A 24865-nucleotide genomic window follows, 5' to 3' on the forward strand; every position below is an offset into this window, starting at 1 on the left:
TTGTTCCTTTTCAGGTTTTAGGCGCCTTGTTTGACATTGTTTTTTTGGTGTTGCTTGTCATAGTTGGGCTTGCCGTAATTGTTTTTGTGGCGAAATTTTTTGTTTTCGTACTACCTGCGGGTATTGTAGCTTTGGTGGTTTGGTTTTTAACCGGAAGCGTGTTTTGGGCTGGAATTGCGTTTTTTGTTATAGCTCTAATTTCGCTTGGACGACGTAGTAGAGGGTGAGGTGAAAAACTGTGCCGTGGGAAGAAACAGATGATTATATTCGAAGTGGGCATGAAGACCCTAACAAGTACGATGACGATTCCATGCGAACCATAGACATATCTGTTGACGAGGGCATTAAAGCCATAATAGGTTGCCCCAAAGGGAAATTCAAAAACGGCGAATGCCAAGTGGGGACAGAAGTGCAAAGCTTCCTGTTCTCAAAAGACCACAACTGGACCATGACCAAAGCCAAAGACTGGTTCAAAAACCACAAATAACCCATTTTATTTTTTGGCAACCAAACTTGGCTTTTGTATCTGTGTTAAAAGTGGAAAAAGGGTGGCTGTTGTGTTGGAGTGTTACTGGTAGATTTTTGCCCAGTTGTTTACTATGCGGTTCATTTCGGCGAATTCGTTGTTGTTTAGCCATTCTCGGAAGCTGTTGCTGTGGACTGCGAAGCGTGCGATTTGTTTTGCGTTTTCGGAGTCATGCACCAGTAGGAGGACGCCTTTGAGGTCGTGCCTGCTTAGGTACGCTACGGTTTTGAGTAATGCTTCGGTTTTTTCGTCGTTAAGCATCTCACCGCTAAGCTCCACCACGACGGGTTTTTTGAGGATTTTTAGGAAGTCTCGGGTTAGCAGGTCTACCCAGTAGTTAGTCATGTAATCCCGCGACGATAAGGGCACATGGAAGTAATCCACCATCGGCGCTATGGCTTCAAAATCTATGCCAAAGCGTTCCTTAGCCAGCAACGGGTCAGGGTACATTTCTACTGCAAAGGTTCCTTTGGTTAATGCTTTGGCTTTTGCGATGAAGTCTGTTGTGGTTTTTGCTCGCCAGTCTACCCAGTTTAGGTTGCTTTTGCGCCAAAGCTCTACGCAGCGTGGGCAGACACAGTATTCTTCTTCGGGAAAATGATACAGGTTTAACGTGATTCCTTGGATGTCTTCGCGGTTTAGCTTTTCTATGTAGTTGAGGACTTTTGCTCGATACTCTGGGTTGGTGGGGCAAATATAATCAAACACAAAATTCGAGTGCCTGTTGCGCCGTAGGGCTTTTTTGCCGTTGCTGCCTACCGCTACGATGCTGGGGTCTTCCCTAATCGCTTTAGCGTCACAAAAACAGGTTACGTCGTTTTGCATGTGTTTGCCCGCGGGGTTGGCTTGCCCGTCAACCCATTTAGCGAAGTAAACAGGCATGTCAAAGCCTTCCACTTCTTCAGGGGCATAAGTTACTAGTCCCATTTGCATGCTCGTCCATCCTCTCGCGCAACAAATATATTTTTGGTACTTATTAAACTGTTGACTTCCCATGGACACACGCAAGACTCACATAGCTATTGACCACAACAAATGCCCTCCCTGTCCCGATATGGTCTGCCTTGGTGTTTGCCCGCAAGGAATTTTAGAACCCGCAGACGACAACAAACCCCACGTAACCAACGTTTCTTCCTGCACTAAATGCGGAGTCTGCGCCGACTTGTGCCCCGAAAAAGCCATTACCATAACCAAAAATAACTGCGAGCAGACTAACAAGTAGAGAGGAGCGAGCTCTGTGAACGAAATTGCCCTAGTAGGCAACGGCATCAAACTAGTTGTCGACGAAAACATAATCGCCGTGGTTTCAAAAAACCCCCTAACCGCAACAGGCTCAGCCATCCACAACGGCGGCGGACTAAAACAAACCCGAATTATCGCTAACACCCAAGTCACCGCGGAATACGGTGACAGCCACCTTCACCTAGACCCCGAAGCCTTCATTTTGCAAGCAGTCAAAAAACTCGGGTTAAACGACGCCTTCATGGGGATGATAACTTTTGCCATGGTCAAAGACTTCGTGGTTGCCTCCAAAACCAGCGGAGACTTAGGCGTAAGCGTCATAGCAACCGCAGGATGCACACACGCAGAATCCTCAGGCGAAACAATCACGTTCCAAGAAACCACAGGAACCATTAACATCATGGTCATCATCGACGGCAACCCCGTAGACAGCGGCTTAGTTGGAACCATCATAACCGCTACTGAAGCTAAAACCGCCGCCCTGCAAGAGCTGGATTTGCGCAGCCGATACTCAGGGCAAACCGCGACAGGAACCGTAACCGACGCCATGGTCGTCGCCAAAACAGGACGCGGCGAGCGGCTTGATTACGGAGGTCCAGCCTCAGACCTAGGACAACTCGTTGGCTGCTGCACACGAAAAGCCGTCAAAGAAGCCGTTAGAAAAGCCCAAATCGGCGGCTACCCCCTTAACAGAACCCTGCTGCAGCGACTAGATGAGCGGCATTTGTCTGTTGAAAAAATGGCACAGGAACTCTCCAAAATCAAACGTTTAGGTCTAACCCAAAACGCCCTACGCAACCTCCTAACACAGTCGCTAGAAAATAATCCCTTGTTTGCTTCTGCTGTTTTGGCTGCAGCGAAGCTTGATGAGGACTTCCAGAACGGCTTAGTTACGCCTGAACTTGGCGACGCCTCGGGTTTGGGCAAGGCTTTTGGTGGGCTTTTAGAAAAACCTGGCGGCGACGCAGACTCTACACCGTTGGTTTTGACTGCGGCAGAAGCTGAAATGATGGATTTGTCTCCTTTCCTAAAGCAAGCCTTGTTTGGGCTGGTGCAATCTGCTCTCTCTGATAAGGGAAACTGGAAAGCTTAAATAACCTGCAAAATTAAATGCGTTAGCAATAAACAGGATAAAATGGTGAAAACTGTGAAAACTGGAGTTTTCCTATATCAGCCCGAACCCGTTGAAGGCGTTGACATAAACTTTTACAGACTCAAATCTGAATCTGGCATTGTGGGAAAAGTAAACCCTGAAATGTACACTAACATTGCATGCTTTGGCGACAACTATATGGCTGAAAAGCGCCCTGACTGGGTGTCCGTCAGTTCAAATGGTCCTTCCCTTCGAACCAACAAACGCTACAACCTGCGCTGGGACGTAGTTTGCATGACCAACCCTGAAGCCCGCGAATACAACCTCAAAATCATCAAAGAAGCAACCAAAGCCACCCCTGGCATTAGCATCAGCAGCCAACACTTCGCCGACTACGCTTTTTGCACGTGCCCAAGATGCATCGAACAGCAACGTAAAAGCGGCTTAAGCTGGCTAGACTGGAGAGCAAAAACAGTCACCGACTTCCTCGCAGAAGTCAAAGAAGTAGTCTCAGGCAAACCCCTCTACGTAAACATACTCCCCGACCCACTGCTGGGCAGAACCCGCTTTGGCTACGACTTCGACGACATGGCACAATACGCCGACTACTTCGTAGTCCCCATGTTCTCCAAAGCATACCCCACCCCATGGTACTGGGAAACCATCGCAAGAGGCTTCAAGAGCGTCCTCAAAAAACCCGTCTTCGCTAACTTCTACGTCCGCGGACCCAACGAAACCTGGGAAACAGTCTCCCCAACCAACCAAATCATGACCGTAGCAACCCGCGTAGCCCGCACAGGCTTTGACGGCATCATCTTCCTAGCCGAAAAAGCAGACTACATCCGCGAATTCCAAAAGAACGCCGTAGCAGACAAAAAAACACGCGAATTCCTCAAAGGCCACGGCGGCGACGAAGTCCTAGACCTCTTCACCAAATGGGAATGCATGCAAAGAGCATAACCCACCCCCTCTTCTCTTTTCTAAACTCAGAAATTTCTTGCACAAACCGTTCCTGTTTAGCTAACCTGTTTTCATTTTATCCTTGCGTTTGGTTTCTTGGGTTTTAGAAAACATTATATTTCATTTTGGCTAGGTGTGGTTATCTTAGTGGGGCATGTCGGACATGAAAGTTACTTTGGTTAATCCTCCGTATCCGCCTAATGCGCATAGTCATCCGCCGTTTATTCCGTTGGGTATTTGTTATTTGGGGGCGGTTGCTGAGCAGGCTGGGCATGAGGTTACGGTTATTGATTGTCAGGCGGAGCATTTGGATTATGACGCTTTTAAACGTCGTATTGAGAAGGTTCCTTCTGATGTTGTGGGTGTGACTTCGACTACGTTGTTGTATAAGTCGGCTGTGAATTTGATTAACAGCGCCAAAGAGGCTCACCCTGATGCGGTCACGATTTTGGGCGGTTCACACGCAAGCTTTTGGGACGTTAACGCCCTAAACGAAGTTCCCAGTTTGGATATTGTGGTGCGACGTGAAGGCGAGCAGACCTTCGTGGAAATCTTGGAGTGCCTAAAAAACAAGAAAAGCCTAGCAGGCGTACTGGGACTAACGTATCGCGGCACCGACGGAACCCCCAAACGCAACGAAGACCGCCCCTTCCTCCAAGACCTCGACTCGCTGCCCTTCCCCGCCTATCACCTACTGCCCCTAGACGCTTTTCACCGCATGGGCAAAACCATATTCCCCCTAACCACCAGCCGCGGATGCGTCCAATGGTGCGACTTTTGCAGTACGGTTCGAATGTTTGGACGAGGCTACCGTATGCGCAGCCCCAAAAACGTCGTCGACGAAATCGAACTGCTCCACAACAAATACGGCGAGAGCCAATTCACATTCTACGACGACGCCTTCACCGTAAACCGCGACCACGTGCTGGAGATGTGCGCGGAAATCAAAAAACGTGGTCTCAAAATCGAGTGGGACTGCGAAACCCGCGTTGACCTCGTCGACAAGGAACTGTTGCAGACCATGCACGACACGGGTTGCTTGGCAGTTTGGTACGGCGTCGAATCTGGCAGCGAAAAGATTCTGGGGCAAATGAACAAGAAAATCAAGAAAGACCAAACCCGCGAAGCTTTTAAAATGACCCAAAAAACAGGGCTGATGGTTATAGCCAGCGCAATAATTGGGTTCCCAGGTGAAACCGAAGACACTGCATGGGAAACCATCAACTTCATCAAAGAACTCAACCCCGACGACATCGGATTCTACGTTGCCACGCCCTACCCCGGAACCCCAATGTATGACGAGGTCATCAAAAACGGTTGGCTGCGCATAACTGACTTCAACAAATACGACACCGCCACCCCCACGTTCGAGACACCCTACTTGAGCATGGAGCGCATCCGAGAAATCCGCTACAAAGCCCACCAGCAATTCTATCTACGCCCCCGATACGTACTCAAAATGCTCCGACGCGGCGGAACCTACGGCAAATCAGGACTTAAAACCTCAGCAGCCTACGCCCTACGAGCCATGCACATAAAACTCTCCTAACCCCGCCTTCTTCTTTTTGCTTCTTGTTTTTCTTTGGGTTTTTGCCTTTTTAGGAAAACAATTATATGATGTCTAACCGTAGAACTCAACTTGCAGGCTTAAGTAAAAATGAAAGTTACTTTAGTTAATCCTCCTTATCCGCCAGGTGTTCATTCTCATCCTCCGTTTATACCGCTTGGACTTGGCTATTTGGGCGCGGTTGCTGAGCAGGCAGGGCACGAAATTACCATCATTGATTGTCAAGCTGAAAAACTCGATTACGAAGGCTTCAAAAACCGCCTCTCCAAGACGCCCTCGGACGTTGTAGGCGTAACCGCAACCACGCTTCTTTACAAATCCGCCATGAAACTTATCACCATATCCAAACAAGTCCAACCAGACGCCACAACCATGTTAGGCGGCTCGCACGGAACGTTTTGGGACATCAACGCCCTCAACGAGTACCCCGCTTTAGACATCGTAATACGCCGCGAAGGCGAACAAACCCTCATTGAGCTTCTTGAGAAAATCCAAGCCAACGCCAGTATAAGCAAAGTTTTGGGCATAACTTTTCGAGGAGAAGACGGCAAAATCCGCCGCACCGCCGAGCGCCCTTTCCTCCAAGACCTCGACTCACTGCCGTTTCCCGCCCACCATTTGATGCCCTTGGATTCGCTCAAACGCATGGGCCAAATCCTCTTCCCCCTAATTAGCAGCCGCGGATGCGTTTACTGGTGCGACTTTTGCAGTACCGTTCGCATGTTTGGCAGAGCATATCGTTGGCGCAGCCCCAAAAACGTCGTCGACGAAATGCAACTTGTACACGACAAGTACGGCGTAAACCAAGTTACCTTCTACGACGACGCCTTCACCGTTGACCGTGACCGTGTGTTTAAGATTTGTGATGAGTTGCGTGCGCGTAAGCTGGATTTGATGTGGGATTGCGGAACCCGCGTGGACATGGTTGACCGCCAGTTGCTGGATAAGATGCGCGGTGCAGGCTGCTTTGCTGTTTGGCTGGGCGTCGAATCAGGAAGCGAAACCATCCTTAAAGCTATGAACAAAAGTATACAACTCGACCAGACCCGCAGAGCCTACAAAACCGCCCACAACGCAGGACTCATGACCATCGCCAACACCGTCCTGGGCTTCCCAGGAGAAACCGAGCAAACCGCCAAAGAAACCATCAACTTTATCAAAGAACTCAACCCCGACGATGTCGGCTTTTACGTTGCCACGCCCTACCCCGGAACCCCAATGTACGACGAAGTTGTAAAGAACGGTTGGCTGCGCATCACCGATTTTAACCGTTACGACACCGCAGGTGCCACGTTTGAGACGCCGTGGCTGAGCATGGACAAACTCAACGCACTACGCTACAAAGCCTATCAACAATTCTATCTGCGACCCAGCTACGTGCTTAAAATGATGCGCCGCGGCGGAACCTACGGCTTATCCGCAGTCAAAACCTCAGGAGCCTACCTACTCCGCGCAATGCACATACGCCTCTCCTAACCCCTCCATCAACCGCTGCCCTTGCTTGATAGACCCCCTCCCCCCCTTTTCTGCATACAAATAAACTTTGGATCCTAATGGCTGCTAATAGGTTGGTGGTGTGGGGTTGGGTCGAATGCTTTAAATCGGTAGTTCTTTTTTGGTTAAGGTAGTAGTTGTTTGTGGAGATTTGGCTGGATGGGTTTTTTGAAGAATGCTTTGCAGCGGGTTCGCAGTAGTGCGCCTAAGATGGATTTTTACAAGCATAAGCACGGGGAATGCGAAAACTTTGATAACGGCAGATGCAAAGCTGCGGGTTTTACTAATTTAGATGCCAACGGGACTGCCTGCCCGCATTTTAAGCCCAAACAACAACAGACCGCCGACAAGAAAACTTCGACCTAAACGGTTTTTGTCCTGTTTTTGGCAAGCGTTTTGTTTGCCTCTGCTGTTTGAGTGGTTTGCAAGGTTATTAGGTCTGGTTTTTTGTAGTGCCGTAATTTTTAATAATGCGTTGTTTATTGGTTGTTCTTGTGGGTGAAGAGGAAATGTCATCTCGGCTGGGTTTGTGTATGATACTTCTGCTGGTTTCTTCTTTAGTTTTATCTGCGGGTTTTGCTGTGGCTCAGGTTTCTGCACCCGATTGGAGCACCCAGGTCCTGCAGGAATCAAAAAATCTGGGTTTTCAGTATTCATTAGCAATTGACTCTCATGACCACCCGCACATAGTGTTTGCCGAGATGTATCATGATTTTTCGGGAATACATGGTAACCTGAGTTATTCACGTTATGATGGGTCAGTTTGGGTTACTGATAGGCTTCCCGTTGTTGGAAGCGCCGGAGAGGTTTCGTTGGCGTTGGATTCAAACGACAACCCCCACATAGCTTTTTTTGACGAAGACGCCCATTCAGGAGCACCGTTGAAGTATGCACGCTGGACAGGCTTAAACTGGGTAATCGAATTAGTAGACCCCGCGCCTTTTTCTGGTGACTGCGTCCTCGCCTTAGACAACCAAGGGGTTCCTCATATAAGCTACACTTCACATGCTGGGCTCTTTAGCAGTGGCAGGGAACTGTGGCATGCCGTAAAAGCTGGGTCAAGCTGGCAAATTCATGTTGTTGACGCATCAGGCGCTGTCAGCTGGGACAACGACATAGACCTCGACTCAAACGGCAACCCCCACATAGCTTACTCAAACTCAACAAGCCACCTGCTCTACGCCAGCTACGACGGTACAACATGGACAACCCAAGTAGTCCACTCCTCAGAAAAAGAGCAGGGCATGTACCTTTCCTTTGCTTTAGACCAAAACGACGTACCCCACATCTGCTTTATTGACCCCAAAAACGGCACCGTAAACTACGCCTCCAAAGCCGCCTCAAACTGGTTCATCGAAACCATACAAGCCATAGACTACCGTTCAAACACCCGCGTCATAACCATAGACTCCCAAAACAACCTCCACATAATCTACGGCGAATACTCAGGCAGATACGATAAAAACATCATCAACTATGCCTCACAAACACCCAGCGGCTGGACAGTCCAAGTAGCAAAAGGACAAAACGACCCCGTCTACCACGCAACATGCGACCTCTACATAGACCTCGCCCTTGACTCCCAAAACATTCCCCATATCTGCTTCCAACAACTAACCGAGACAGGACGCTACCTAAAATACGCAACAAACCCCGCACTCAAACCAACGACCACAAACTCCACGTCAACACCAACACCCGCACCTACAGCTACGCCCACGCCTACCCCTTCCCCAACTCCTACACCCAAGCCAACTGCCACCCCTACTCCAACACCCAACATGACATCCTCTCCCATCCCCACTCCGACAATTACCCCAACGCCAACTCCTGCTCCAATAGCAACTGCCTCACCTACGCCTGCACCTACGCCTTCACCAACACCCACAGCTACCCCCACGTCTACGCCTGTGCCTGTTGTGACTGTGTCGCCTTCTCCGTCTCCGACTAATGTTGTATCCTTTGGCAATACGGGCGTGTTTTTTGTTGAATCCAACAGCACCGTTTCCGAGTTAGCTTTCAACAGCACCAGCTCTGAACTTAGCTTCACCGTCAGTGGACCATCGGGAACTACGGGGTATGTTGACTTAACGGTCGCGAAAACTCTTATTCCAAGCCCGCAAAACATCAAAGTCTACCTCGACGGCAAACAACTCTACTATGAAGCCGTCTCAGTTGATGATGCTTGGGTACTTTCCTTCACCTACCAACACAGCATCCACCAAGTCACCGTCAACCTAGCAAACGCAGTCGAAACAACCTCCGCCAACGACTCCTGGTTCTTGCCCACAACAGCCGCCGCTGTCATAGCCGCTACAGCCGCCGTTACCCTTGGCATTTGGCGCAGAAAAAGAAAACAAAAACCCTAACGGGCTATTTTTTGAGGCTCTTGCGGTATTCGCGCAGTTTCTCCATGTCCAAGTCTTGGGTAATAACTGCGTCTTCAACAGCGTCAGTGACTTCTTGTTTGATGCCCCATGGTGTGATGAAGGCGCTTCTGCCTCCTCGGGCGCTGCTGCTGACGTTGCCGACTTTGACGACGTAGAGCCCATTCTCGGTGGCGAGTTTTTCGGTTAGGGGGTGTCCTTTGACGTGGGGGTGGGTGCCCATGGCTGCGACGGGGAGGAACGCGAGTTCGGCGCCTAAATCGACGATGTCTTTTATGGTTGGGGGGTCGAACATGTCGGCGCATATTAGCATGCCAACGGTGCAGTGCGGTGTGGGGAAGGTGGCGGGTTGGGTGCCTTTGCTTACGCCTGCTTCGAGTTCCACGGCGATGGGGTTACGTTTGCGGTACTTGCCAATTAAAGCGCCGTTTTTCCACAGTGAGCTGGTGTTGTAAAAGGTGCCGTTGTCCTCTTCAAGAACGGTGCCGCCCATCAGGTATGTCTGGGGGATTTGCGTGCTGGCTTGTTCGAGGAACTCCCAGGTTGCCGTGTAGGTTTCGTGGCTCATGTCTTTGGCGGAGGTGAAGTGTTCCATGTTGTTGGGGATGGAGAAGTATTCTGGGAGAGCTATAAACGCGGGGTTTTCCTGTGCGGCTTTTTGGATGCATGTTTTGGCGGCTTTTAGGTTGTCTGGTAGGGCGTTTCTTACTTTGAGGTGGACTAGGCTTACTTTCAAGGGGGTGCACCTTGTTGTTTGGTTGGGTTTTATGGTTTTAAGAGGCTGTTTTGTGTCCTTTAAATGTAACTGAACGTTTTCTGAAGCGTTTTTTGGGGCGGTTGTTCATTATTTATGCCTATTTTTGTACAGGTGTTTATGGTTAAACACGTTTGTTATTCAAGTGGATAAATTTAAATACTTCAGATGTGACAAATCAGTATTTACGGGGAAAACAAAATGGCACTTGACGAAAAAGAGTACATTAACCTTTTGCCAGAAACACGAACCTTAATCAACACAGTAGTAAAAGAAAACATGGCGGACGGTTTCCTATTCTCCGCAGGAACCGACACCCAAATAATTGTCCACGAAGCAGTAAAATACAAACCAGAAATCCCATGCCTAACCATGGCGTTCAAACAGGGCACACCCAAAGACACCGAATACGTCAAAAAAATGGTTGAACTCCTACACCTCAACCACGAAACCCACGTTTTCGACCGCGACGACGTCATCGCCAACGCACCCAAAGTCGTAGAAGCCCTCAAAAAATATGACCCCATGGAAATCCGCAACAGCATGCCCGTCTACATAGGCTTGACATTGCTCAAAGAAAAAGGCATAAAATCCGTCTTCACTGGCGACGGTTTGGACGAACTTTTTGGTTACCCTTGGCAATTCCACCTCTCCGAAGCAGAGTTTGCAAAGAAGCAGCAGGAAATGTGGGCAGAGATGGGTTTTTCCTCCATACCTATGGCGCAGTCCTTGGGCATGGAAATCAAAGCCCCCTACCTTGACCCCCGCTTCATGGACTGGGCAAAGAAGCTGCCAATCAAACTAAAAATCAGCTTCACCAACGACGTAAAATACGGCAAATGGCTACTGCGCAAAGCCTACGAAGACGTCATACCCAAAGACATCATCTGGCGACCCAAAGCACCCCTCGAAGCAGGTACAGGAACCGAAGTTCTCCGCACACTGTTCAACGACGTCTTCACCGACGAAGAATTCGAAGCCAAAAAGAAAGCCATCCTGGAAGAAGACGACGTAAAAATCCAAGACAAAGAACAACTCCTCTACTACCAAAGCTTCCGCAAAATCTTCGGCAAACCCAAAGACATCTACCCAGACAACGGCGGCATCGAATGCCCCTACTGCAAAAGCCACATCAAAACCCAAATCCACTTCTGCAAAATCTGCGGCGCCTACCCAATCTAACACCCTTTTTCCTTTTTTCCCAAATTTTCTTGTTTTCCTCTGTAGCTTCTTGAACAAGTTCTATGCACAGATGGTATCTAGGAGCATCATTATGGTGAAGCCTGTGATGAAGCCAAATGTGGCTTTGCGTCCGAATCCTTTGCGGTGGCATTCGGGTATCATTTCGTCGATGACCACAAAGAGCATGGCGCCTCCTGCGAAGGCTAATCCAAAGGGCATAACTGACATGGATATGGTGACTATGGCGACTCCGACTAAGCCTCCTAGCGGCTCCACTAGACCCGTTAGTGTGGCGTAGCTTATGCTTTTTTTGACGCTGTATTTCTCGCGCAGTAGTGGCAATGCAACGGCTAATCCTTCGGGAAAGTTTTGCAGTCCAATGGCTATGGCGGTGGTTAATCCTGTGGCGATGTTGCCTGCGCCAAAGCTCACTCCTACGGCTAAGCCTTCGGGGAAGTTGTGCAGGGTCATGGCAAGGACAAAGAGCCAAACGCGCGGCATCTTGGATTTGGGGCCTTCAGCGCCTGCTACGGGGTGAAAATGCGGAATGCACTTATCCATAAGGTGCAACGTAACCGCTCCTACGGCTAGTCCTGCTACTGCTATCAAGGCGCCGCCTAGTTCAATAGCGGGAACCAACAAGCTAAACGCGGTGGCAGCCAGCATCACTCCTGCGGCGAAGCCCAGCAAAAGGTCCATGACATCGTCTGAGATGTTCTTTGTAAAGAGTACTGGTAGTGCTCCTGCGCCTGTTGCTAAGCCTGCAATTAAGCTGGCGATTAGCCCTGCTTGAATGAGTTCCATATGCTTCGCCTTGCTTGTTTAACCCAACACATAAGTTAGATAAAACTAATAAATATAGAAGCGTCTAATATGTGTTTTTGTGTGCGACCAAAACCCTGATGCCTAAAGCCCCTTTCAGCACCCCCACTTCTCCTCTACATACGCGTTCACCAAGTTTGCTTGCTTTATTTCGAAAGACTTAATTCGGCAAATCTGTCATTCTACAAAAGACCGGAGCACCAACACGATGGCTGGGCTAAAAGACCTAAAATTCGCTATGGGCACAAGCATTTTTTTAGCCAGCTTCATATTTGGCGCGTTCTTGTTAGGTGTCATTTTCATTTTGCAGTATGCGGTGCTGGATTTTGACGTCGTGACTGGGGTGTTTCTTGCGGTGGCTGGGACGGTTTTGTTTGTTTTGTTCCAGTATGCCCTTGGTCCTGCAATTGTTAGCGCGAGTACGCATCTGCATTACCTTAAGCCAGGGGAAAATCCGTGGCTGGAAAACGCAGTTAAGGAACTAGCTGAGAAAGATGGACTGCCTATGCCTAGGCTTGCTACGGTGCCCAATAAGGCTCCTAACGCGTTTACGTTTGGCAGAACCAGCAAAAGTGCGGTTTTGGCGGTGCATGAGGGTCTGCTGACCAGTTTGAATCCAGCCGAAATCAAGGCTGTGTTGGCTCATGAATTGGGGCACATTAAACATAAAGACTACGCGGTCATGACAGTTCTTTCCGCTTTACCCCTTATTGCTTATTGGATATCCCAAATCGCCCTGCGTTCTGTATGGTTTGGCGGTGCACGTTCTAGGCGCGGACGTGACGAGGGAAACGCTGGCGCAGCGTTGCTGGCTATAGGCGCAATTTCTTTTGTTGTCTACATCTTGTCTTTTCTTGCAGTAAGACGGCTTAGCAGGCTGCGTGAACACTACGCGGATTCCTACAGCGCATACCTAACCAGCGACCCCCGCGGACTCCAAAGTGCCTTGGCAAAAATCACGTACGGCTTATCCATAGCGCCCAAGGCTGAAGGCAACGCACGGAGTTTCTACATTGAAGACCCTACCATGGCGCGGCAAGAAGTTGCTCAGATAATGGAGAAGAAAAACGAGTACGACCTGGATAAGGACGGCGTTTTGGATGAACGCGAATTAATTCATGCTATGGAAAAAGAGGCGAAATCCAGTTGGGTTAAGATGAATGGCTTATTTGCTACGCATCCGCCGACGTTTAAGCGTATCTTGCTGTTGCGTGAGATAGAAAACGAGATGGCTACTGGGACTTATAGTGGCGACAACCTGTATGCCCACGTTTAACCTGTTGGTTTTGTTGCTGGGTTTTGATGGCTTTTTTTGTTTTTTGATGTTTGTTTGTGGTTTTGTGTTTGTGTTCTTCTTGAGTAGTGGTATGTATGTGTAGGTCATAATCTTATTTAATATCCAACTTCTTGTGTCTTATTGTTTGAGATAGAGATGGTTGGAGGTGAAGTGTACATGATTAAAGCTCGAAGATTACTCAAAAACAGGACTGCCTTCTCCGCAGTTATAGCCTCTTTGATACTCATGCTTCTTGCTGTCGCATCTGGTGTAGTAGTATACGCCTATGTGATGGGCTGGATTGGCGGTGTACAACAAAACCCAACAAATACTGGAGTGTTACAGGTTGACTCAGCAGTAGCATCAACTAGCACTGTAAAAGTCTACGTCAGAAACGTCGGCGGTGTTAACCTTCAACTCGACCAGTTCTACATTGAAGGAACAGCCGTAGCAAATGCTACAACCTTATCGCCTGCTCTTAACGTGCAAAGCACAGCATATCTAGAATTACCCTACACTATGACGTCTAACCTGTTCTATGAGGTAAAGGTTGTCTGTACTGACGGCACCACCGTAAGCACTTCAGTCCAAGCCCAATAAGAAGGGTGATCTATCTGCCCCTTTTCCTTTTTTTAGTTCAAACCTAACTGACAAGGTCAAAAACCATGTTGAAGAAGCTGTTGCGTAACAAGAAAGGCGTAAGCGAAGTCATAGGGAGCCTTATCTTGATATTCATAGTCACCGTTGCAGGTGTTGCAGTGTACGCTTACAGCGTGAGCTCGTTTAACTCGTCAAGCAGCTTCTTCCAGCAGCAATCCCAAAACGACGCAGCCCAAGTCCGAGAAAGCTTCTCAATCACCAGAGTCTGGTACGACACATCCAACCAGTTCAACCTAACCCTGTTTAACCACGGCGAAATAGACATCACCATAAACGCCGTCTACCTAAACGGCACAGCCGTAACCCAATACCTCACCGAAACAAACGTGAGAATAGGCGTCAACGAGCTATTCTGGCTCAAACTAGTTTCCCCCATCCCCATCGAATCAGGTTCTACCCTGGAGATTCTGGTTGTTACCCAGCGAGGAGGCAAAGGCACTGTTTTCTATAAAGCATAGGCGCTCTAAACGTGGTGTTGGAACCATCGTGGGCGCCACCTTCATAATGTTAATTTTGCTTTCTGGATTTGCTTTCTACAGCATAATACTAAGCAGCATCAACAGCTACAACGAAACCGCACGGCTAGTAGCTGATGCTGAGTGGGTTCGTACTCAAGAAGACCTCGCCTTCAACTCTGTGCTGGTAATGAGCGACAACACCCTAAACGTTACCGTAACAAACACGGGCACCACAGTTGCAACAGTTCTTTGGCTTGGCTTTTTCAACGAATCCGTAACCCCCGAAGCACAATGGTACTTTGAATTAGCTGAACAGCTTGCCCCAGACGAAACCAAAAGCATATTCCCCGACTTCCCCGTCTCCCCCGACCAACAATACGTCATACAACTGGTAACCGAAGCAGGCAACACCTACGAATACAGCTTCACAGTATCCAGCCAAATCACCTGCGAACTCGTCTCTTTTGTTTCACCCCCAACAGTTTACCAAAACAGCAACTTCTCCCTATTCCTCATAGTCACAAACACCGACCCCGACATGGACCTCATCCAAAACCTAACCGTCACGCTAAACGTATCCCCCAGCAGCGTAGTTACCTTGAAAGATGCGCCTGACTCTTTAACGGTGCCCTTGCTTCGAAGCGGCGAAAGCGCCTATTTCACTTGGATTTACCAAGCAACCGAAACTGGAGTTGCAACTTTCACGATAAGCTACGAGCAGGCTCCTGAGGGCGTTTTCACTACAGCAGAGGTCACGGTTGAATCTGCCCCTGAGGGGGGCGGCAGTGGCGGCGCAGTTACCATTTCAGGGGGAGATGGAACTGTGTCGTCTAATCCTTCCGCGTCCAGTGTGGTTTCTGATACGCAATACGTTAGCGGTGATGTGGAAGATTTGGCGCAAAGTGATTTGCAATCTATGGTTTTCCAGTCTTACTATACCGGGTCAGTTACGGATACGGAAAGCTTTGTCGCTACCAACGAATCTAACGTGGACGAGGTTCCTTCTTTGGGAAGCAGCAGCGATTTTAAGGCGCAGCAGGTGGGACCTGACGGCAAATATGACGTGTTGACTGAAGAGCAGACAAGTGACAAATCAACTGTGCCTTTGATTGATGCGGAATCGTTTGAAGGTATCTTTCCTCCTCCGGGCTGGAGCGCTTCTGGCCGTTGGAATAACGAGCAAAACTTTGCGTATGACGGGAAAGTTTCAGCAGATTTTGATGGGGGCTCTTGGCAGTATGGTGAATTGACTACGGCGGGTGTGGATACTCGTGAGGTTGATGCTGTTTACGTGGATTTTTGGTACCGTGATGGTGGCTGTGAATCTGGGGAGTTCCTTCTTCAGTATTACAATGGCTTTTATTGGGTTAATGCTGCTGACCTTGGTGAAACCTCCTCTGAACGAGAATGGCTTCACTACCAAGACACAATAACCGAGAGCCAGTTCTTTGTCTCGGGCTTCAGGATGCGCTGGGTTGGCTTTACTGATAACAACAATGACGACATGAACGTTGATTTAGTAACAATAAGCGTAGAAGCTGACCAGGTAAACTATGAACTAAACTTGGAATTGCAGTGGACAAATCTGGATTACGAACAAACCAACGAGTGGCTGTGCATCTACGGCGGTAAAATGGACAAGGAAGCCCTCCAAGTAGACGTTTGGGACGGGAAAAACTGGGAAACCCTGTTCGAGGATTTGTCTACCGGCTGGAATAACGTGTCTATCTCTTCGTATCTTACCTCAAAAACTTTGACGCTGCGGCTGCTTGCTGGACTAGAATCTGAAGATACATCTCAAAGCAGCTGGGAAATAGACGCATCCCTTGTACACTCATGGACTATTTCAGACCAGTACACCGCAGACGTTGAATTCACCATACCTTCAAGCATCCTTGACCCGAATTCGATGTTATGGTCTGCTGTGAGCTACTGGGACGTAGCAAACGTCGACGTAACCGTTCAACTCTACAATTTCACCTCACAAAGCTACATAACCACTGCCCAGTACACTTCGTCTTCAACCCCAAACACGCCCGAGCTTTCCTCGCAGAACATACCCTCTGGCACAGAACACTTCCAAGACACCTCAGGCAACTACCAAATCAAAATCACCGGAGTAAAAGACGACAGCTCCCAGTTCCTCCTAAACGTTGACTGGATAAACATCCTCCTATCCTACGACTCCGCTGGCTCAACCATACCTGCAGACAGCTGGCAAACATACACCATTGCGGCATCCTCAACAGACGGTTTACCCGCAGCCTACACCTACACCTCCATATTCGTAAACGGCACCAGCATAAACCTCACCGATGCTTCAGACAACTCCACCTTGTCCAACCCCGCATGGGTAAAATTAGACGAAAACGGCACATACTCTTTCAACCTAAAATCCACCAGCCCAGAAGCAGAAGACTTTCGCATCTTAGCCGTGGTAGGCACAACTATTGGTCAAAAAACGGTAACTCAGGAGGCACCATAATGGCTTCAGATGAAACCGAATTGGAATCCAAGCCACAAATCTTCCTTGACGTAACTTCATCGAAACGTTCGAAAAACAAAAAACCCAAGAAAACCGAGAAACCCGCCAAAAAAGAAGCTGCTCCTAAACCTGCTCCTGAACCTACAGAAGAAAAGCAAAACATCACCTTCAAAGATTTCTACTCTGTTATTCCCCCGTTTGGCAACGTAGGAATCGAAGTTGAAAAAGCAACGGGCAGGCTGCTGTACTCTGTTATCGAACCCACGATGGATGAAACTGAAACGAAGATGCTTTCCACGCTAAAGACGCTTCTAAAAGAAGAAACCCAAATCCCCCTGCGCATCCTCAAAGATGAATCGTTGGTGGAGGGTTTTCTAAGAGACCGCATTAGTGTTCTAATTAAACGTTTTAAAATAAACGTCACATCTGATGCCCTAGAAAAATTCATCTACTACATCAAACGCGATTTTCTAGGCTACGGCATCGTGGACGTGGTAATTCGCGACCAAAACATCGAAGACATCAGCTGCAACGGCTATGGCATTCCCATCTACGTCTGGCACCGCCTCTACGAATCCCTCCCCTCAAACGTAGTCTTCAAAACCAACAAAGAACTCGACGCCTTCGTAACCCGACTAGCATACCGCGCGGGACACCAAATCTCCGTTTCCAACCCCATCCTCGAAGGCGCATTACCCGAAGGCTTTCGTATACAACTCACCCTAGAAGAAGTCTCAAAACGCGGAGACACCTTCACCATCCGAAAAGTACGCGCCAACCCCTACACCATCGTTGACCTCATAAACTTGGGAACTTTGCCGCCTGCTATGGCTGCGTATTTTTGGCTTTTGGTGGAGAACCGTCGTTCGATAACTATTGCGGGTGCTACGGCTTCTGGAAAGACTGCTTTGATGAATTCTATTTGCTCTTTCCTTAGGCCTGAAATGAAAGTGGTTACTATTGAGGAGGTGCGCGAGCTGCGGCTTCATGAGAACTGGATTCCGATGGTTACGCGTCCTTCTGTGCAGGCAGGCGTTAAAGAGGTTACATTGTTTGATTTGCTAAAGTCTTCTTTGCGGCAAAGACCCGACAGTATTATCGTGGGTGAAGTCCGCGGCGAAGAAGCCTACACCCTGTTCCAGAGCATATCCGTTGGGCACGGCGGCATGTGCACCATACACGCAGAAGACGTAGACTCCGTAGAAAAACGCCTCCTAACCGAACCCATGAACATACCCCCCATGCTCCTCCCCATGATGAACGTCATCGCGTTGATTAACCGAACCAAATACCGCGACAACATCGTCAGGCGCGTCTTGGACCTTTCCGAAATCGCGGGAGTAGACCCCAAAACCGAACGTGTCAAATTCCAAAAACTCTTCGAATGGGACCCACGCGACGACACATTCCCGTTGCAGGTGGATTCTTACAAGCAAAGCGTCGCGCTTCAGAAAGTAGCCGCCATGAAGCATGTTCCTATAGAAAGCGTTGTTGAGGAACTGGAAAAACGCGAGTACGTCTTGAAGTGGATGGCACGCAAGGGCCTTAAGGACTACGATGAAGTCTCTGGCGTGATTAGAAAATACTACGTCAACCCTGGTGAAATTTACAACAAAGCGAGGTTTGGAATTTAAATGTCGAAAACCAGCTTTTCTGAAAGCCTTGCTAACGTAAGTTTTAAACTGTTTGGCGGAAAACTGCCCCAGTTCTCTACTTTCCAGCAGAGCTACCAGAAAAGCGGCATCCACATGTTCTATCAGTCCTACTATTCGCTGATGCTCTTCTCCTGCACCCTCTCGTTTGCTGTGACCTTTGGCGTTGGCATGCTCCTGCACATGTTTCTACTTCGAGTGCCCCTGCTCACCAGCATAGTTGCCACCTCCTGCTTATCCCTTGTCGCAGCAGCAATCATCGCAGCAGCCTTCATGGCTCTACCCCTCTACCGCGTCAGACAAAGAAAAAACCACCTCGACTCCAACCTTATCTACACCGTCGGATACATGAGCGTCCTAGCCGCTGGAGGCGTCCCCGTCGAACGTATATTCACACGCATCTCCGAAGTCGAACCCCGCCCCGTAATCAAGTCACTGGCAACAAGATTCGTAGCCAACGTCAAACTGTTCGGACTCGACGTAGCCGCTTCTTTAGAGGACCTTACGATGCATAGTCCTTCTGATACTTTCTCCAAGCTTCTAAAAGGCATTTCAAACACAACCAAAACCAGCGGCGACCTCCAATCCCTGCTGCACTTCGAAACCAAACGGCTCCTCGCCCTAAAACGCGAACAACTCAAAAAAACCCTCTCCGCCCTAGTTGCCCTCTCCGAACTCTACGTAACAGCCATGGTCATGGCGCCCATAACCTTCATCATCATGCTCACCATACTGTCTGTTTTAGGTTCTGCACAGTTCGGCTTGTCCCCTGCTATGCAGCTAAACCTTGTAGTGTTCTTCGGGTTGCCCGTGATTTGCATAATCTTTATCGTATTGCTAGATGGCATTTTGCCCTCGGAGGATTAACATGTACTTTCAAAGAAAACTAAAACTTGCCGTGTTCGCCGTTTCCGCAGCCGTAGGCATAATCGTTATGCTGCTGCCGTTGCTTTCAGGGTTATACGCGCCCACACAGCCCTACTTGGTGCCTTTAAGCCAGCAAGTCAACAACACTTTTGCTTTGGGCATGATAATCATCTTGGTTTTCCCCGCCGTCGTAGAGTACAGTAATTATCGTTGGGTTAAACAAGTTGAACATGCGATCCCCCGTGTTTTGCGAGACATCGCTGAAGCGGTGCGTTCAGGAATCACCCTGCCCCGCGCCGTGGAAGAAGCCTCCCAAAAAGGCTACGGTCCCTTATCTGACGAGTTAGAGCAGGCTATATCTCGGTTCGTGTTGGGGGCAAGTTGGGAAGAAGCCATTATGTCCCTGACAAAAAAGGTCAATAATTCAGCTTTGTCTAGGTTTGCAACAATTTTGGTTGAGGCTAATCAGGCTGGTGGAAAGATGGGTGAAGTCCTAAACTCCAGCGTTGAACTCTTCTCCAGCCTAGAAGAATTCAAAGAAGAACAAGCCAACAACACCCGACCCTACCTCCTCACAATCTACCTAGCCCTAACCATCTTTCTCATAATCACCTATGTCATGCTAACCCAGTTCCTAGGACCTCTTTCAGGTACGACACTGGAAAACACTGGCAACCTGACCGCCAACGTTTTAGACATAAACTATTACGCGTCCATCCTGTTTTGGGCATCCATCATAGAATCCCTGTTTGGAGGCTTGATTGCTGGCAAAATTGGTGACCGCAGTTATTCGGCTGGGTTACGCCACTCGGTTATTCTTCTGTTGATAACCGTTGCTTTCTTTAATGTGTTGGGTAATATATGAGGTTAAGCGCATGAAAGAAAAAAAGGAAGCCCCTGCTACAGCGCAGGCATCACAAGAACTCATCAACGAACAAAAAACCCATGATTTACTAGGGAACCTAATTAGCAAAGGCGTCCTAGAACTTAAGCCCTCACTAGAAAAATCAGGCATACGCTACTTTGACATAGAAAACGTTTTAGGCACCGCAGACTTGCCCGCTGCGAAAGGGGTTCTTGATGACTTAACAAAAAAAGGCATGCTAAAAAGCAAAATTGCCAACCGCGTTTTGCTCTGCCCCAACTGTTCCTCTCCTGAAGTACATTCAAAGTTCCACTGTCCCCGATGCGACTCTGAAAACGTAATGCTAACCGAACTAATCGAACACAAAACCTGCGGATACATAGGCGCCCGCAGCGATTTTCTTAGGGGAAACAAGCTAATCTGCCCCCGATGCTCAACCGACTTAACTAACCAACCCGCCGCCTACAAAATCATAGGCAACTTTTACCAATGTGACAACTGCGGCAACCGCTTTGACAAACCCGAAGTCGTGCATATCTGCCAAAACTGCGGCACAACCTCTACTTTCCAGCAAGTCAAATACGTCAAAGTCTTCTCCTACCGCATAGACGACGATGTTGTGCAAAAATTCAGTGAAGAACTCCCCATTCTGGACAACATAAAACGTTTCTTGGAGAAGAAAGGCTTAACGGTGAAACTGCACAGTGAAATAACAGGAATTTCAGGGGTTCCCTCAAAATTTGCTGTCATAGCAGAGAAAGCTCAAACCCGCGTAGTAATTGACGTGTCCTTGGAGGGCGAAAAGAACGATATAGTGGCGTTGCTGGCTAAGAAGATGGATGTTACGCCCACAAAGATTTTGCTTCTTGACCTTTCAGGCGGAAAAGAGCTTGAGGGGCTGGGGAAAATCTACGGCATAGATGTTGTAAGCGCTACAGCCGACCAGGATGTCCCCAAAGACGTGGAGGCCCTGCTAAATGACGTATAACCCTGTTAATACTTCGTATCATCCATTAAATAGTAGTTCAATACACTATGAAAACGGAGAGAACCAAAATAGCTAATCCACCACAAGATTTTGACGACGTTCTGCTACAAGCAATAGAAGACGGTCTCACCAATCTAGGCGAATCACCAAAACAAATCGTATACTTCCACCTCGAAAAAAAGTTCTCCCTCAAAAAAGAAGACATCCCCAAGCATCTGGAAAATTTTTCGTTAGCCCTGCAAAGCATCTTTGGCGTAGGCGGCAGAAGCATCGAAACCATGATACTCAAATCCCTGTGCCTCAAATACGGCATAAACTACGACGACCTCAAGCACACCGAGTTTCTGGGAGCCATTAAAGAAATCAAACAAAAAACTTACGTTTAAACGTAAACTTTTTCTTGTTCTCCTGAAGTTTTTTTATTAGTTTATGCATTCTCCTGTTTGGCTGCCTGTTTCTTTTGGAACTTGCAGGGAACCCTTTAGCGTTTTTTAGGCGAAGACTAATATCTTTCAAAAGAGGAATTTATGTCCAGAAATAAAAGCCGTGAAACCGTATGCCTTATTGTCCTGAATGCGGCGGAGAACTAAAGTACGCCTCCAAAAACTACATCTGCACGAGCTGCGGCTTAACCGTAACCCAACAAGAAATAGTCGAAGCCAAAGACAAAAAAATGTTCGACGACGATGAAGACCCCCGTGCAGCTCGACGAAAAGAATACCTCAAATGGTGGCTAAGCAAAAAATAGTAACCGCCCAAAATAACGTTAACGCAAGCTTTGCTAGCCTTCACGCTCACCACTTTTTTGGCGCCTCCATCGGCATGCTGCTTCACGCTTAACGCGGATTTTGCCCAAAAGCTTTTGCGTGCTTAAATTCTCAAGGCGCTATCTACATATATTCGCTGTTAGCTGAATGATGAAAGATGTTTAACATCATAACTGACGCCCTTATCGTGCTTGCTGCTGCAATCATAGTTGGCGAGTTGTTTGAGCAAATCGGGTTGCCCTCGGTTGCAGGCGAACTGCTCAGCGGCATGATTGTTGGACCCGCCCTACTGGGGTTCATAACCGTAAGCGACGAAATACTATCCGTCTCATACATCGCCTTGTTCTTCATCATCTTCCACATCGGCTTTGAAATGAAAACCCAAATGGTGCGAACAAAAATCATAGGCGCCACTATTCTCACCCTAACCAGCTTTTTAATGCCCCTGATTCTAACCACCGTAGCCGCCGCGTTTTTGCTTCCCTTTGGGCTTCAGGCTAACCTTGTGATTGCACTGGCAATTTCAGTTCCCTCAATTTCTTTGGTGTCTGTTTTGGTTTTACAGTTTGACCTGCTCAAAACCGATACGGGACAAATCATCCTTTCCTCTGTAACCGTATCCGATGTGCTGGCTTTCATCATACTGGCTGCGTTAACCCGTTCAATCGAAGCCACCTTGCTGGTTTTAGCTCAAACCGCCCTGTTAATACTGGTTTTCGCCTCTGTTGACTGGATACTTAACAGCCGACCCCAATCCTGCGAACGGTTCCTAGGACGCGCCGTATGCTTCTTCAAACGCGCAGACTTCCCCTTCGCCCTACTAATAATCTGCGCTTTAGGCATCTCCGTCATATTCGAAAACATCGGCTTAAGCTACATCCTAGGCGCCTTCTTCGCAGGACTAATAATCCACGACGGACTCATCGGGAAAAAAGCCTTCGAAAAAATATCCAACACCCTCTCAACCGTAAACCGCATCTTCTTCATCCCCTTCTTCTTTGGCGTCGCAGGCCTAGAAGTTATCTTGGCAAACATTGAACTTGGCGTCTACGCCGCTTTAGCCCTAATCACCGCCCTAGCGTTTGCCGCAGGCGTATACGTCACATACTACGTCTCACACCGCTCCTTACAGTTCAAACTAAACCTTCACCCCCGACAAGTCGCCTCCATTTTAGGCGGACGCGGAGCCATAGGCATCGTAATTGCTTCAGTTGCCGTAGAAGGAGGCATACTCACCGAAGTTGGCTTCTCCCTAGTCGTAGTTGCAACCCTAGTTATGTCCCTAGCTATACCCTTTGTCACAGGAAAACTAACAACAAACAAGCCGCCGCCCTAAACGGGCTTCTACCGCCTTACAAAAAGTGTTTCTAACAAAAACTTTGACAAAAGCTTCGTGCTGCCAATCAAAAGAGGGGCATGGAAGCACCGTTGAGGTTCTTTTTTGGTTTGGCGTTTTGTTTGGTTGATGTTTAGTCGTGGTGTTGGTTTGGTTCTTCTTTTAGCATTCGCGATAGTTTTTCGATTTCCAGTTTTATGGTTTCGATATTGTTTAGGTCGCTTTCTTGTTCGCCTACTTTTCTGCTAAGTTCTGCTAAGTCCATGACCAGTTGTTCTTTTTCGAGTTTTAGAACTGATTTTAAGGTTTGGATTCTGGATGCGACGTTTGAAATCCTGTTCAAGCGCCCTGGTATTGTTTGGGACGTCGGCTCCCTGTATAGTTCCAATCCTTTGTACAAGTCGTTTAGTGCGTCTGCTCTAGATATGCTGTCCATGGGCACCACAGTTTGGCTGTTGTCTGTGGCTGTTGTTTGGTAACCTGACTGGAACTGACCTTGGTCAATTTCTGGAGGTGACATGCTTGGATTTCTTGGGCTAAATATCATAATCTTTCGTTTGAGGAACATGTAAAACGTTGTGAAGGTGAAGAATCCTGTGGAGACCAGTAGCCATGTGAAGAGGGTTGTGGTGCTTTCTGCGGGCTCTGTTGTATCACTGGGTATGAAGGTTTCGCTGGTGATTGTGAAGTGAACGGTTTTGTTTTCAGATACTTGGGTTTTGTCTCTGTATTTATCTGATTGCACTGAAGCTTTAACCGTTGCCTCGCCCAACGCTGCGTTTTCTGGAACCATAAAGAACGCCTGCAACCGGTTAGAGCTCGCGTTGACCACAAGCTCTTCAAATTCTATAACTGATGTTACATTTCCTGACGCGTCCTGAACGCTCATGGTCACAGTTACCGTATCAGGTTGCCCATTATTGACTAAATCCATAACAGCTGTTACATTTTCACCTTGAATAAACTCTGTTCGCTCTTGCTCTTCCACATCCAAGAACGTAATCGAAGATATCTCCACATCAAAATCAACATCAAATGTTAACTCTTGTTTTATACTGCCCTCAGTGGTTTGCGCCGTCGCTGTAACCTGCCAGCTTCCCACCGAATTCACATCCTGATTAAACAAAGGAACACGCCAAGAAAAACCCGCAACACCCTTTGCATCTGTTTCTTCGACCATAGTGATGTTGACTACGTTATCGGGGTTATCTGAGTTTGCTGGTCCTTGAACTTTGAATGAAATGAGCACGTTTGAGCAGGGCACATCGTCGTATGTTACCTTCGCGGTTACTTGCATCTGGTCAAAAGGCACAAAACCCGCGCTTCCCGTAGCTGCGGTTCCCACTTTGCTAACCTCTAACCTCATCTCCCAATCATCGTTTGCCGCGTGAACCGTTGATGCTGTAAAAAACACTGTAGCAATCAAAACTAGCAATACCGCCGAAACTGCTCTCCTCATAGCTGCCCTTTTCTTCTGCTTCATG

The 24865-nt window shown here is 48.2% G+C and carries 24 protein-coding genes; 20 read left to right on the forward strand and 4 right to left on the reverse strand.

What is annotated here, in order from left to right; all coding sequences use genetic code 11:
- Positions 1-238: 238 nt before the first annotated feature.
- The gene (locus NWF04_00930; GenBank protein ID MCW4005152.1) at positions 239-487 is read left to right on the forward strand and encodes a hypothetical protein; all 249 of its coding nucleotides are present in this window, start codon (positions 239-241) and stop codon (positions 485-487) included.
- A gap of 81 nt (positions 488-568) precedes the next feature.
- Here the strand turns inward: NWF04_00930 and NWF04_00935 are convergent, their stop codons facing one another.
- Positions 569-1459, reverse strand: a complete 891-nt coding sequence (locus NWF04_00935; GenBank protein ID MCW4005153.1) for a hypothetical protein — start codon at positions 1457-1459, stop codon at positions 569-571.
- A 61-nt stretch (positions 1460-1520) separates the two neighbouring features.
- On the opposite strand from NWF04_00935, the gene NWF04_00940 reads away from it, so the two are divergent.
- The 7 genes from NWF04_00940 (at position 1521) to NWF04_00970 (ending at position 9251) form a co-directional block, all read left to right on the forward strand.
- Positions 1521-1748 carry a 4Fe-4S binding protein gene (locus NWF04_00940; protein ID MCW4005154.1) on the forward strand — a complete coding sequence of 76 codons (228 nt, stop codon included), beginning with the start codon at positions 1521-1523 and terminating at the stop codon, positions 1746-1748.
- A 15-nt stretch (positions 1749-1763) separates the two neighbouring features.
- Positions 1764-2861, forward strand: a complete 1098-nt coding sequence (locus tag NWF04_00945; protein ID MCW4005155.1) for an adenosylcobinamide amidohydrolase — start codon at positions 1764-1766, stop codon at positions 2859-2861.
- Positions 2862-2915: 54 nt separating this feature from the next.
- On the forward strand, positions 2916-3821 hold the full coding sequence (locus NWF04_00950; protein MCW4005156.1) for a putative glycoside hydrolase: 906 nt from the start codon (positions 2916-2918) through the stop codon (positions 3819-3821).
- A gap of 163 nt (positions 3822-3984) precedes the next feature.
- Positions 3985-5370, forward strand: coding sequence for a radical SAM protein (locus tag NWF04_00955; protein ID MCW4005157.1), 1386 nt, complete (start codon positions 3985-3987; stop codon positions 5368-5370).
- A gap of 108 nt (positions 5371-5478) precedes the next feature.
- On the forward strand, positions 5479-6864 hold the full coding sequence (locus NWF04_00960; protein MCW4005158.1) for a radical SAM protein: 1386 nt from the start codon (positions 5479-5481) through the stop codon (positions 6862-6864).
- A gap of 177 nt (positions 6865-7041) precedes the next feature.
- Entirely contained in the window at positions 7042-7248 is a 207-nt protein-coding gene (locus tag NWF04_00965; GenBank protein ID MCW4005159.1) for a hypothetical protein, read from the forward strand.
- A 143-nt stretch (positions 7249-7391) separates the two neighbouring features.
- Positions 7392-9251 (forward strand): hypothetical protein, encoded by a 1860-nt coding sequence (locus NWF04_00970; protein MCW4005160.1) that lies wholly within the window; start codon positions 7392-7394, stop codon positions 9249-9251.
- Positions 9252-9255: 4 nt separating this feature from the next.
- On the opposite strand, the gene NWF04_00975 is transcribed toward NWF04_00970, so the two are convergent.
- Positions 9256-10005: a carbon-nitrogen hydrolase family protein gene (locus tag NWF04_00975; GenBank protein MCW4005161.1), complete on the reverse strand. Its 750-nt coding sequence runs from the start codon at positions 10003-10005 to the stop codon at positions 9256-9258.
- Between the two features lie 219 nt (positions 10006-10224).
- Here NWF04_00975 and NWF04_00980 point away from each other — a divergent pair, with 219 nt between their 5' ends.
- Complete coding sequence (locus NWF04_00980) at positions 10225-11205, forward strand: asparagine synthase C-terminal domain-containing protein (protein MCW4005162.1); 981 nt, start codon at positions 10225-10227, stop codon at positions 11203-11205.
- A gap of 60 nt (positions 11206-11265) precedes the next feature.
- Here NWF04_00980 and NWF04_00985 read toward each other — a convergent pair whose 3' ends face one another.
- Positions 11266-12009: a ZIP family metal transporter gene (locus tag NWF04_00985; GenBank protein MCW4005163.1), complete on the reverse strand. Its 744-nt coding sequence runs from the start codon at positions 12007-12009 to the stop codon at positions 11266-11268.
- A gap of 226 nt (positions 12010-12235) precedes the next feature.
- Between NWF04_00985 and NWF04_00990 the strand changes: the two genes are divergently transcribed.
- The 11 genes from NWF04_00990 to NWF04_01040 all read left to right on the forward strand — a co-directional run bounded on the left by NWF04_00990 (position 12236) and on the right by NWF04_01040 (position 23381).
- Complete coding sequence (locus NWF04_00990; GenBank protein ID MCW4005164.1) at positions 12236-13303, forward strand: M48 family metalloprotease; 1068 nt, start codon at positions 12236-12238, stop codon at positions 13301-13303.
- Positions 13304-13480: 177 nt separating this feature from the next.
- Positions 13481-13903 carry a hypothetical protein gene (locus NWF04_00995; protein ID MCW4005165.1) on the forward strand — a complete coding sequence of 141 codons (423 nt, stop codon included), beginning with the start codon at positions 13481-13483 and terminating at the stop codon, positions 13901-13903.
- Positions 13904-13968: 65 nt separating this feature from the next.
- The gene (locus tag NWF04_01000; protein MCW4005166.1) at positions 13969-14421 is read left to right on the forward strand and encodes a hypothetical protein; all 453 of its coding nucleotides are present in this window, start codon (positions 13969-13971) and stop codon (positions 14419-14421) included.
- On the forward strand, positions 14375-16906 hold the full coding sequence (locus NWF04_01005) for a hypothetical protein (GenBank protein MCW4005167.1): 2532 nt from the start codon (positions 14375-14377) through the stop codon (positions 16904-16906). The genes NWF04_01000 and NWF04_01005 overlap by 47 nt, the downstream gene beginning before the upstream one ends.
- A complete protein-coding gene (locus tag NWF04_01010; GenBank protein ID MCW4005168.1) occupies positions 16906-18540 on the forward strand; it encodes a type II/IV secretion system ATPase subunit in 1635 nt (544 codons plus the stop codon). Before NWF04_01005 ends, NWF04_01010 begins: the two co-directional genes overlap by 1 nt.
- Positions 18541-19425 carry a type II secretion system F family protein gene (locus NWF04_01015; protein ID MCW4005169.1) on the forward strand — a complete coding sequence of 295 codons (885 nt, stop codon included), beginning with the start codon at positions 18541-18543 and terminating at the stop codon, positions 19423-19425. It abuts the gene before it with no gap.
- Between the two features lies 1 nt (position 19426).
- Entirely contained in the window at positions 19427-20290 is an 864-nt protein-coding gene (locus NWF04_01020) for a type II secretion system F family protein (GenBank protein MCW4005170.1), read from the forward strand.
- A 10-nt stretch (positions 20291-20300) separates the two neighbouring features.
- Complete coding sequence (locus NWF04_01025; GenBank protein MCW4005171.1) at positions 20301-21278, forward strand: hypothetical protein; 978 nt, start codon at positions 20301-20303, stop codon at positions 21276-21278.
- 47 nt (positions 21279-21325) lie between these two features.
- Positions 21326-21664 carry a hypothetical protein gene (locus NWF04_01030; protein MCW4005172.1) on the forward strand — a complete coding sequence of 113 codons (339 nt, stop codon included), beginning with the start codon at positions 21326-21328 and terminating at the stop codon, positions 21662-21664.
- A gap of 170 nt (positions 21665-21834) precedes the next feature.
- A complete protein-coding gene (locus tag NWF04_01035; GenBank protein ID MCW4005173.1) occupies positions 21835-22026 on the forward strand; it encodes a hypothetical protein in 192 nt (63 codons plus the stop codon).
- Positions 22027-22202: 176 nt separating this feature from the next.
- Entirely contained in the window at positions 22203-23381 is a 1179-nt protein-coding gene (locus NWF04_01040; protein ID MCW4005174.1) for a cation:proton antiporter, read from the forward strand.
- A 133-nt stretch (positions 23382-23514) separates the two neighbouring features.
- Here the strand turns inward: NWF04_01040 and NWF04_01045 are convergent, their stop codons facing one another.
- Positions 23515-24864 carry a hypothetical protein gene (locus NWF04_01045; GenBank protein MCW4005175.1) on the reverse strand — a complete coding sequence of 450 codons (1350 nt, stop codon included), beginning with the start codon at positions 24862-24864 and terminating at the stop codon, positions 23515-23517.
- Position 24865 lies beyond the last annotated feature (1 nt).

It is taken from the genome of Candidatus Bathyarchaeota archaeon, from assembly GCA_026014465.1.
Lineage (GTDB): Archaea > Thermoproteota > Bathyarchaeia > Bathyarchaeales > Bathycorpusculaceae > JADGNF01.

What these genes read in the sequence shown, in the direction of transcription:
- NWF04_00935 (MCW4005153.1), bottom strand. Translation starts at nt 1,459, where the DNA reads ATGCAAATGGGACTAGTAACTTATGCCCCTGAAGAAGTGGAAGGCTTT.
- NWF04_00940 (MCW4005154.1), top strand. Translation starts at nt 1,521, where the DNA reads ATGGACACACGCAAGACTCACATAGCTATTGACCACAACAAATGCCCT.
- NWF04_00955 (MCW4005157.1), top strand. Translation starts at nt 3,985, where the DNA reads ATGAAAGTTACTTTGGTTAATCCTCCGTATCCGCCTAATGCGCATAGT.
- NWF04_00960 (MCW4005158.1), top strand. Translation starts at nt 5,479, where the DNA reads ATGAAAGTTACTTTAGTTAATCCTCCTTATCCGCCAGGTGTTCATTCT.
- NWF04_00965 (MCW4005159.1), top strand. Translation starts at nt 7,042, where the DNA reads ATGGGTTTTTTGAAGAATGCTTTGCAGCGGGTTCGCAGTAGTGCGCCT.
- NWF04_00970 (MCW4005160.1), top strand. Translation starts at nt 7,392, where the DNA reads ATGTCATCTCGGCTGGGTTTGTGTATGATACTTCTGCTGGTTTCTTCT.
- NWF04_00980 (MCW4005162.1), top strand. Translation starts at nt 10,225, where the DNA reads ATGGCACTTGACGAAAAAGAGTACATTAACCTTTTGCCAGAAACACGA.
- NWF04_00985 (MCW4005163.1), bottom strand. Translation starts at nt 12,009, where the DNA reads ATGGAACTCATTCAAGCAGGGCTAATCGCCAGCTTAATTGCAGGCTTA.
- NWF04_00990 (MCW4005164.1), top strand. Translation starts at nt 12,236, where the DNA reads ATGGCTGGGCTAAAAGACCTAAAATTCGCTATGGGCACAAGCATTTTT.
- NWF04_00995 (MCW4005165.1), top strand. Translation starts at nt 13,481, where the DNA reads ATGATTAAAGCTCGAAGATTACTCAAAAACAGGACTGCCTTCTCCGCA.
- NWF04_01000 (MCW4005166.1), top strand. Translation starts at nt 13,969, where the DNA reads ATGTTGAAGAAGCTGTTGCGTAACAAGAAAGGCGTAAGCGAAGTCATA.
- NWF04_01010 (MCW4005168.1), top strand. Translation starts at nt 16,906, where the DNA reads ATGGCTTCAGATGAAACCGAATTGGAATCCAAGCCACAAATCTTCCTT.
- NWF04_01015 (MCW4005169.1), top strand. Translation starts at nt 18,541, where the DNA reads ATGTCGAAAACCAGCTTTTCTGAAAGCCTTGCTAACGTAAGTTTTAAA.
- NWF04_01020 (MCW4005170.1), top strand. Translation starts at nt 19,427, where the DNA reads ATGTACTTTCAAAGAAAACTAAAACTTGCCGTGTTCGCCGTTTCCGCA.
- NWF04_01025 (MCW4005171.1), top strand. Translation starts at nt 20,301, where the DNA reads ATGAAAGAAAAAAAGGAAGCCCCTGCTACAGCGCAGGCATCACAAGAA.
- NWF04_01030 (MCW4005172.1), top strand. Translation starts at nt 21,326, where the DNA reads ATGAAAACGGAGAGAACCAAAATAGCTAATCCACCACAAGATTTTGAC.
- NWF04_01035 (MCW4005173.1), top strand. Translation starts at nt 21,835, where the DNA reads ATGCCTTATTGTCCTGAATGCGGCGGAGAACTAAAGTACGCCTCCAAA.
- NWF04_01040 (MCW4005174.1), top strand. Translation starts at nt 22,203, where the DNA reads ATGTTTAACATCATAACTGACGCCCTTATCGTGCTTGCTGCTGCAATC.
- NWF04_01045 (MCW4005175.1), bottom strand. Translation starts at nt 24,864, where the DNA reads ATGAAGCAGAAGAAAAGGGCAGCTATGAGGAGAGCAGTTTCGGCGGTA.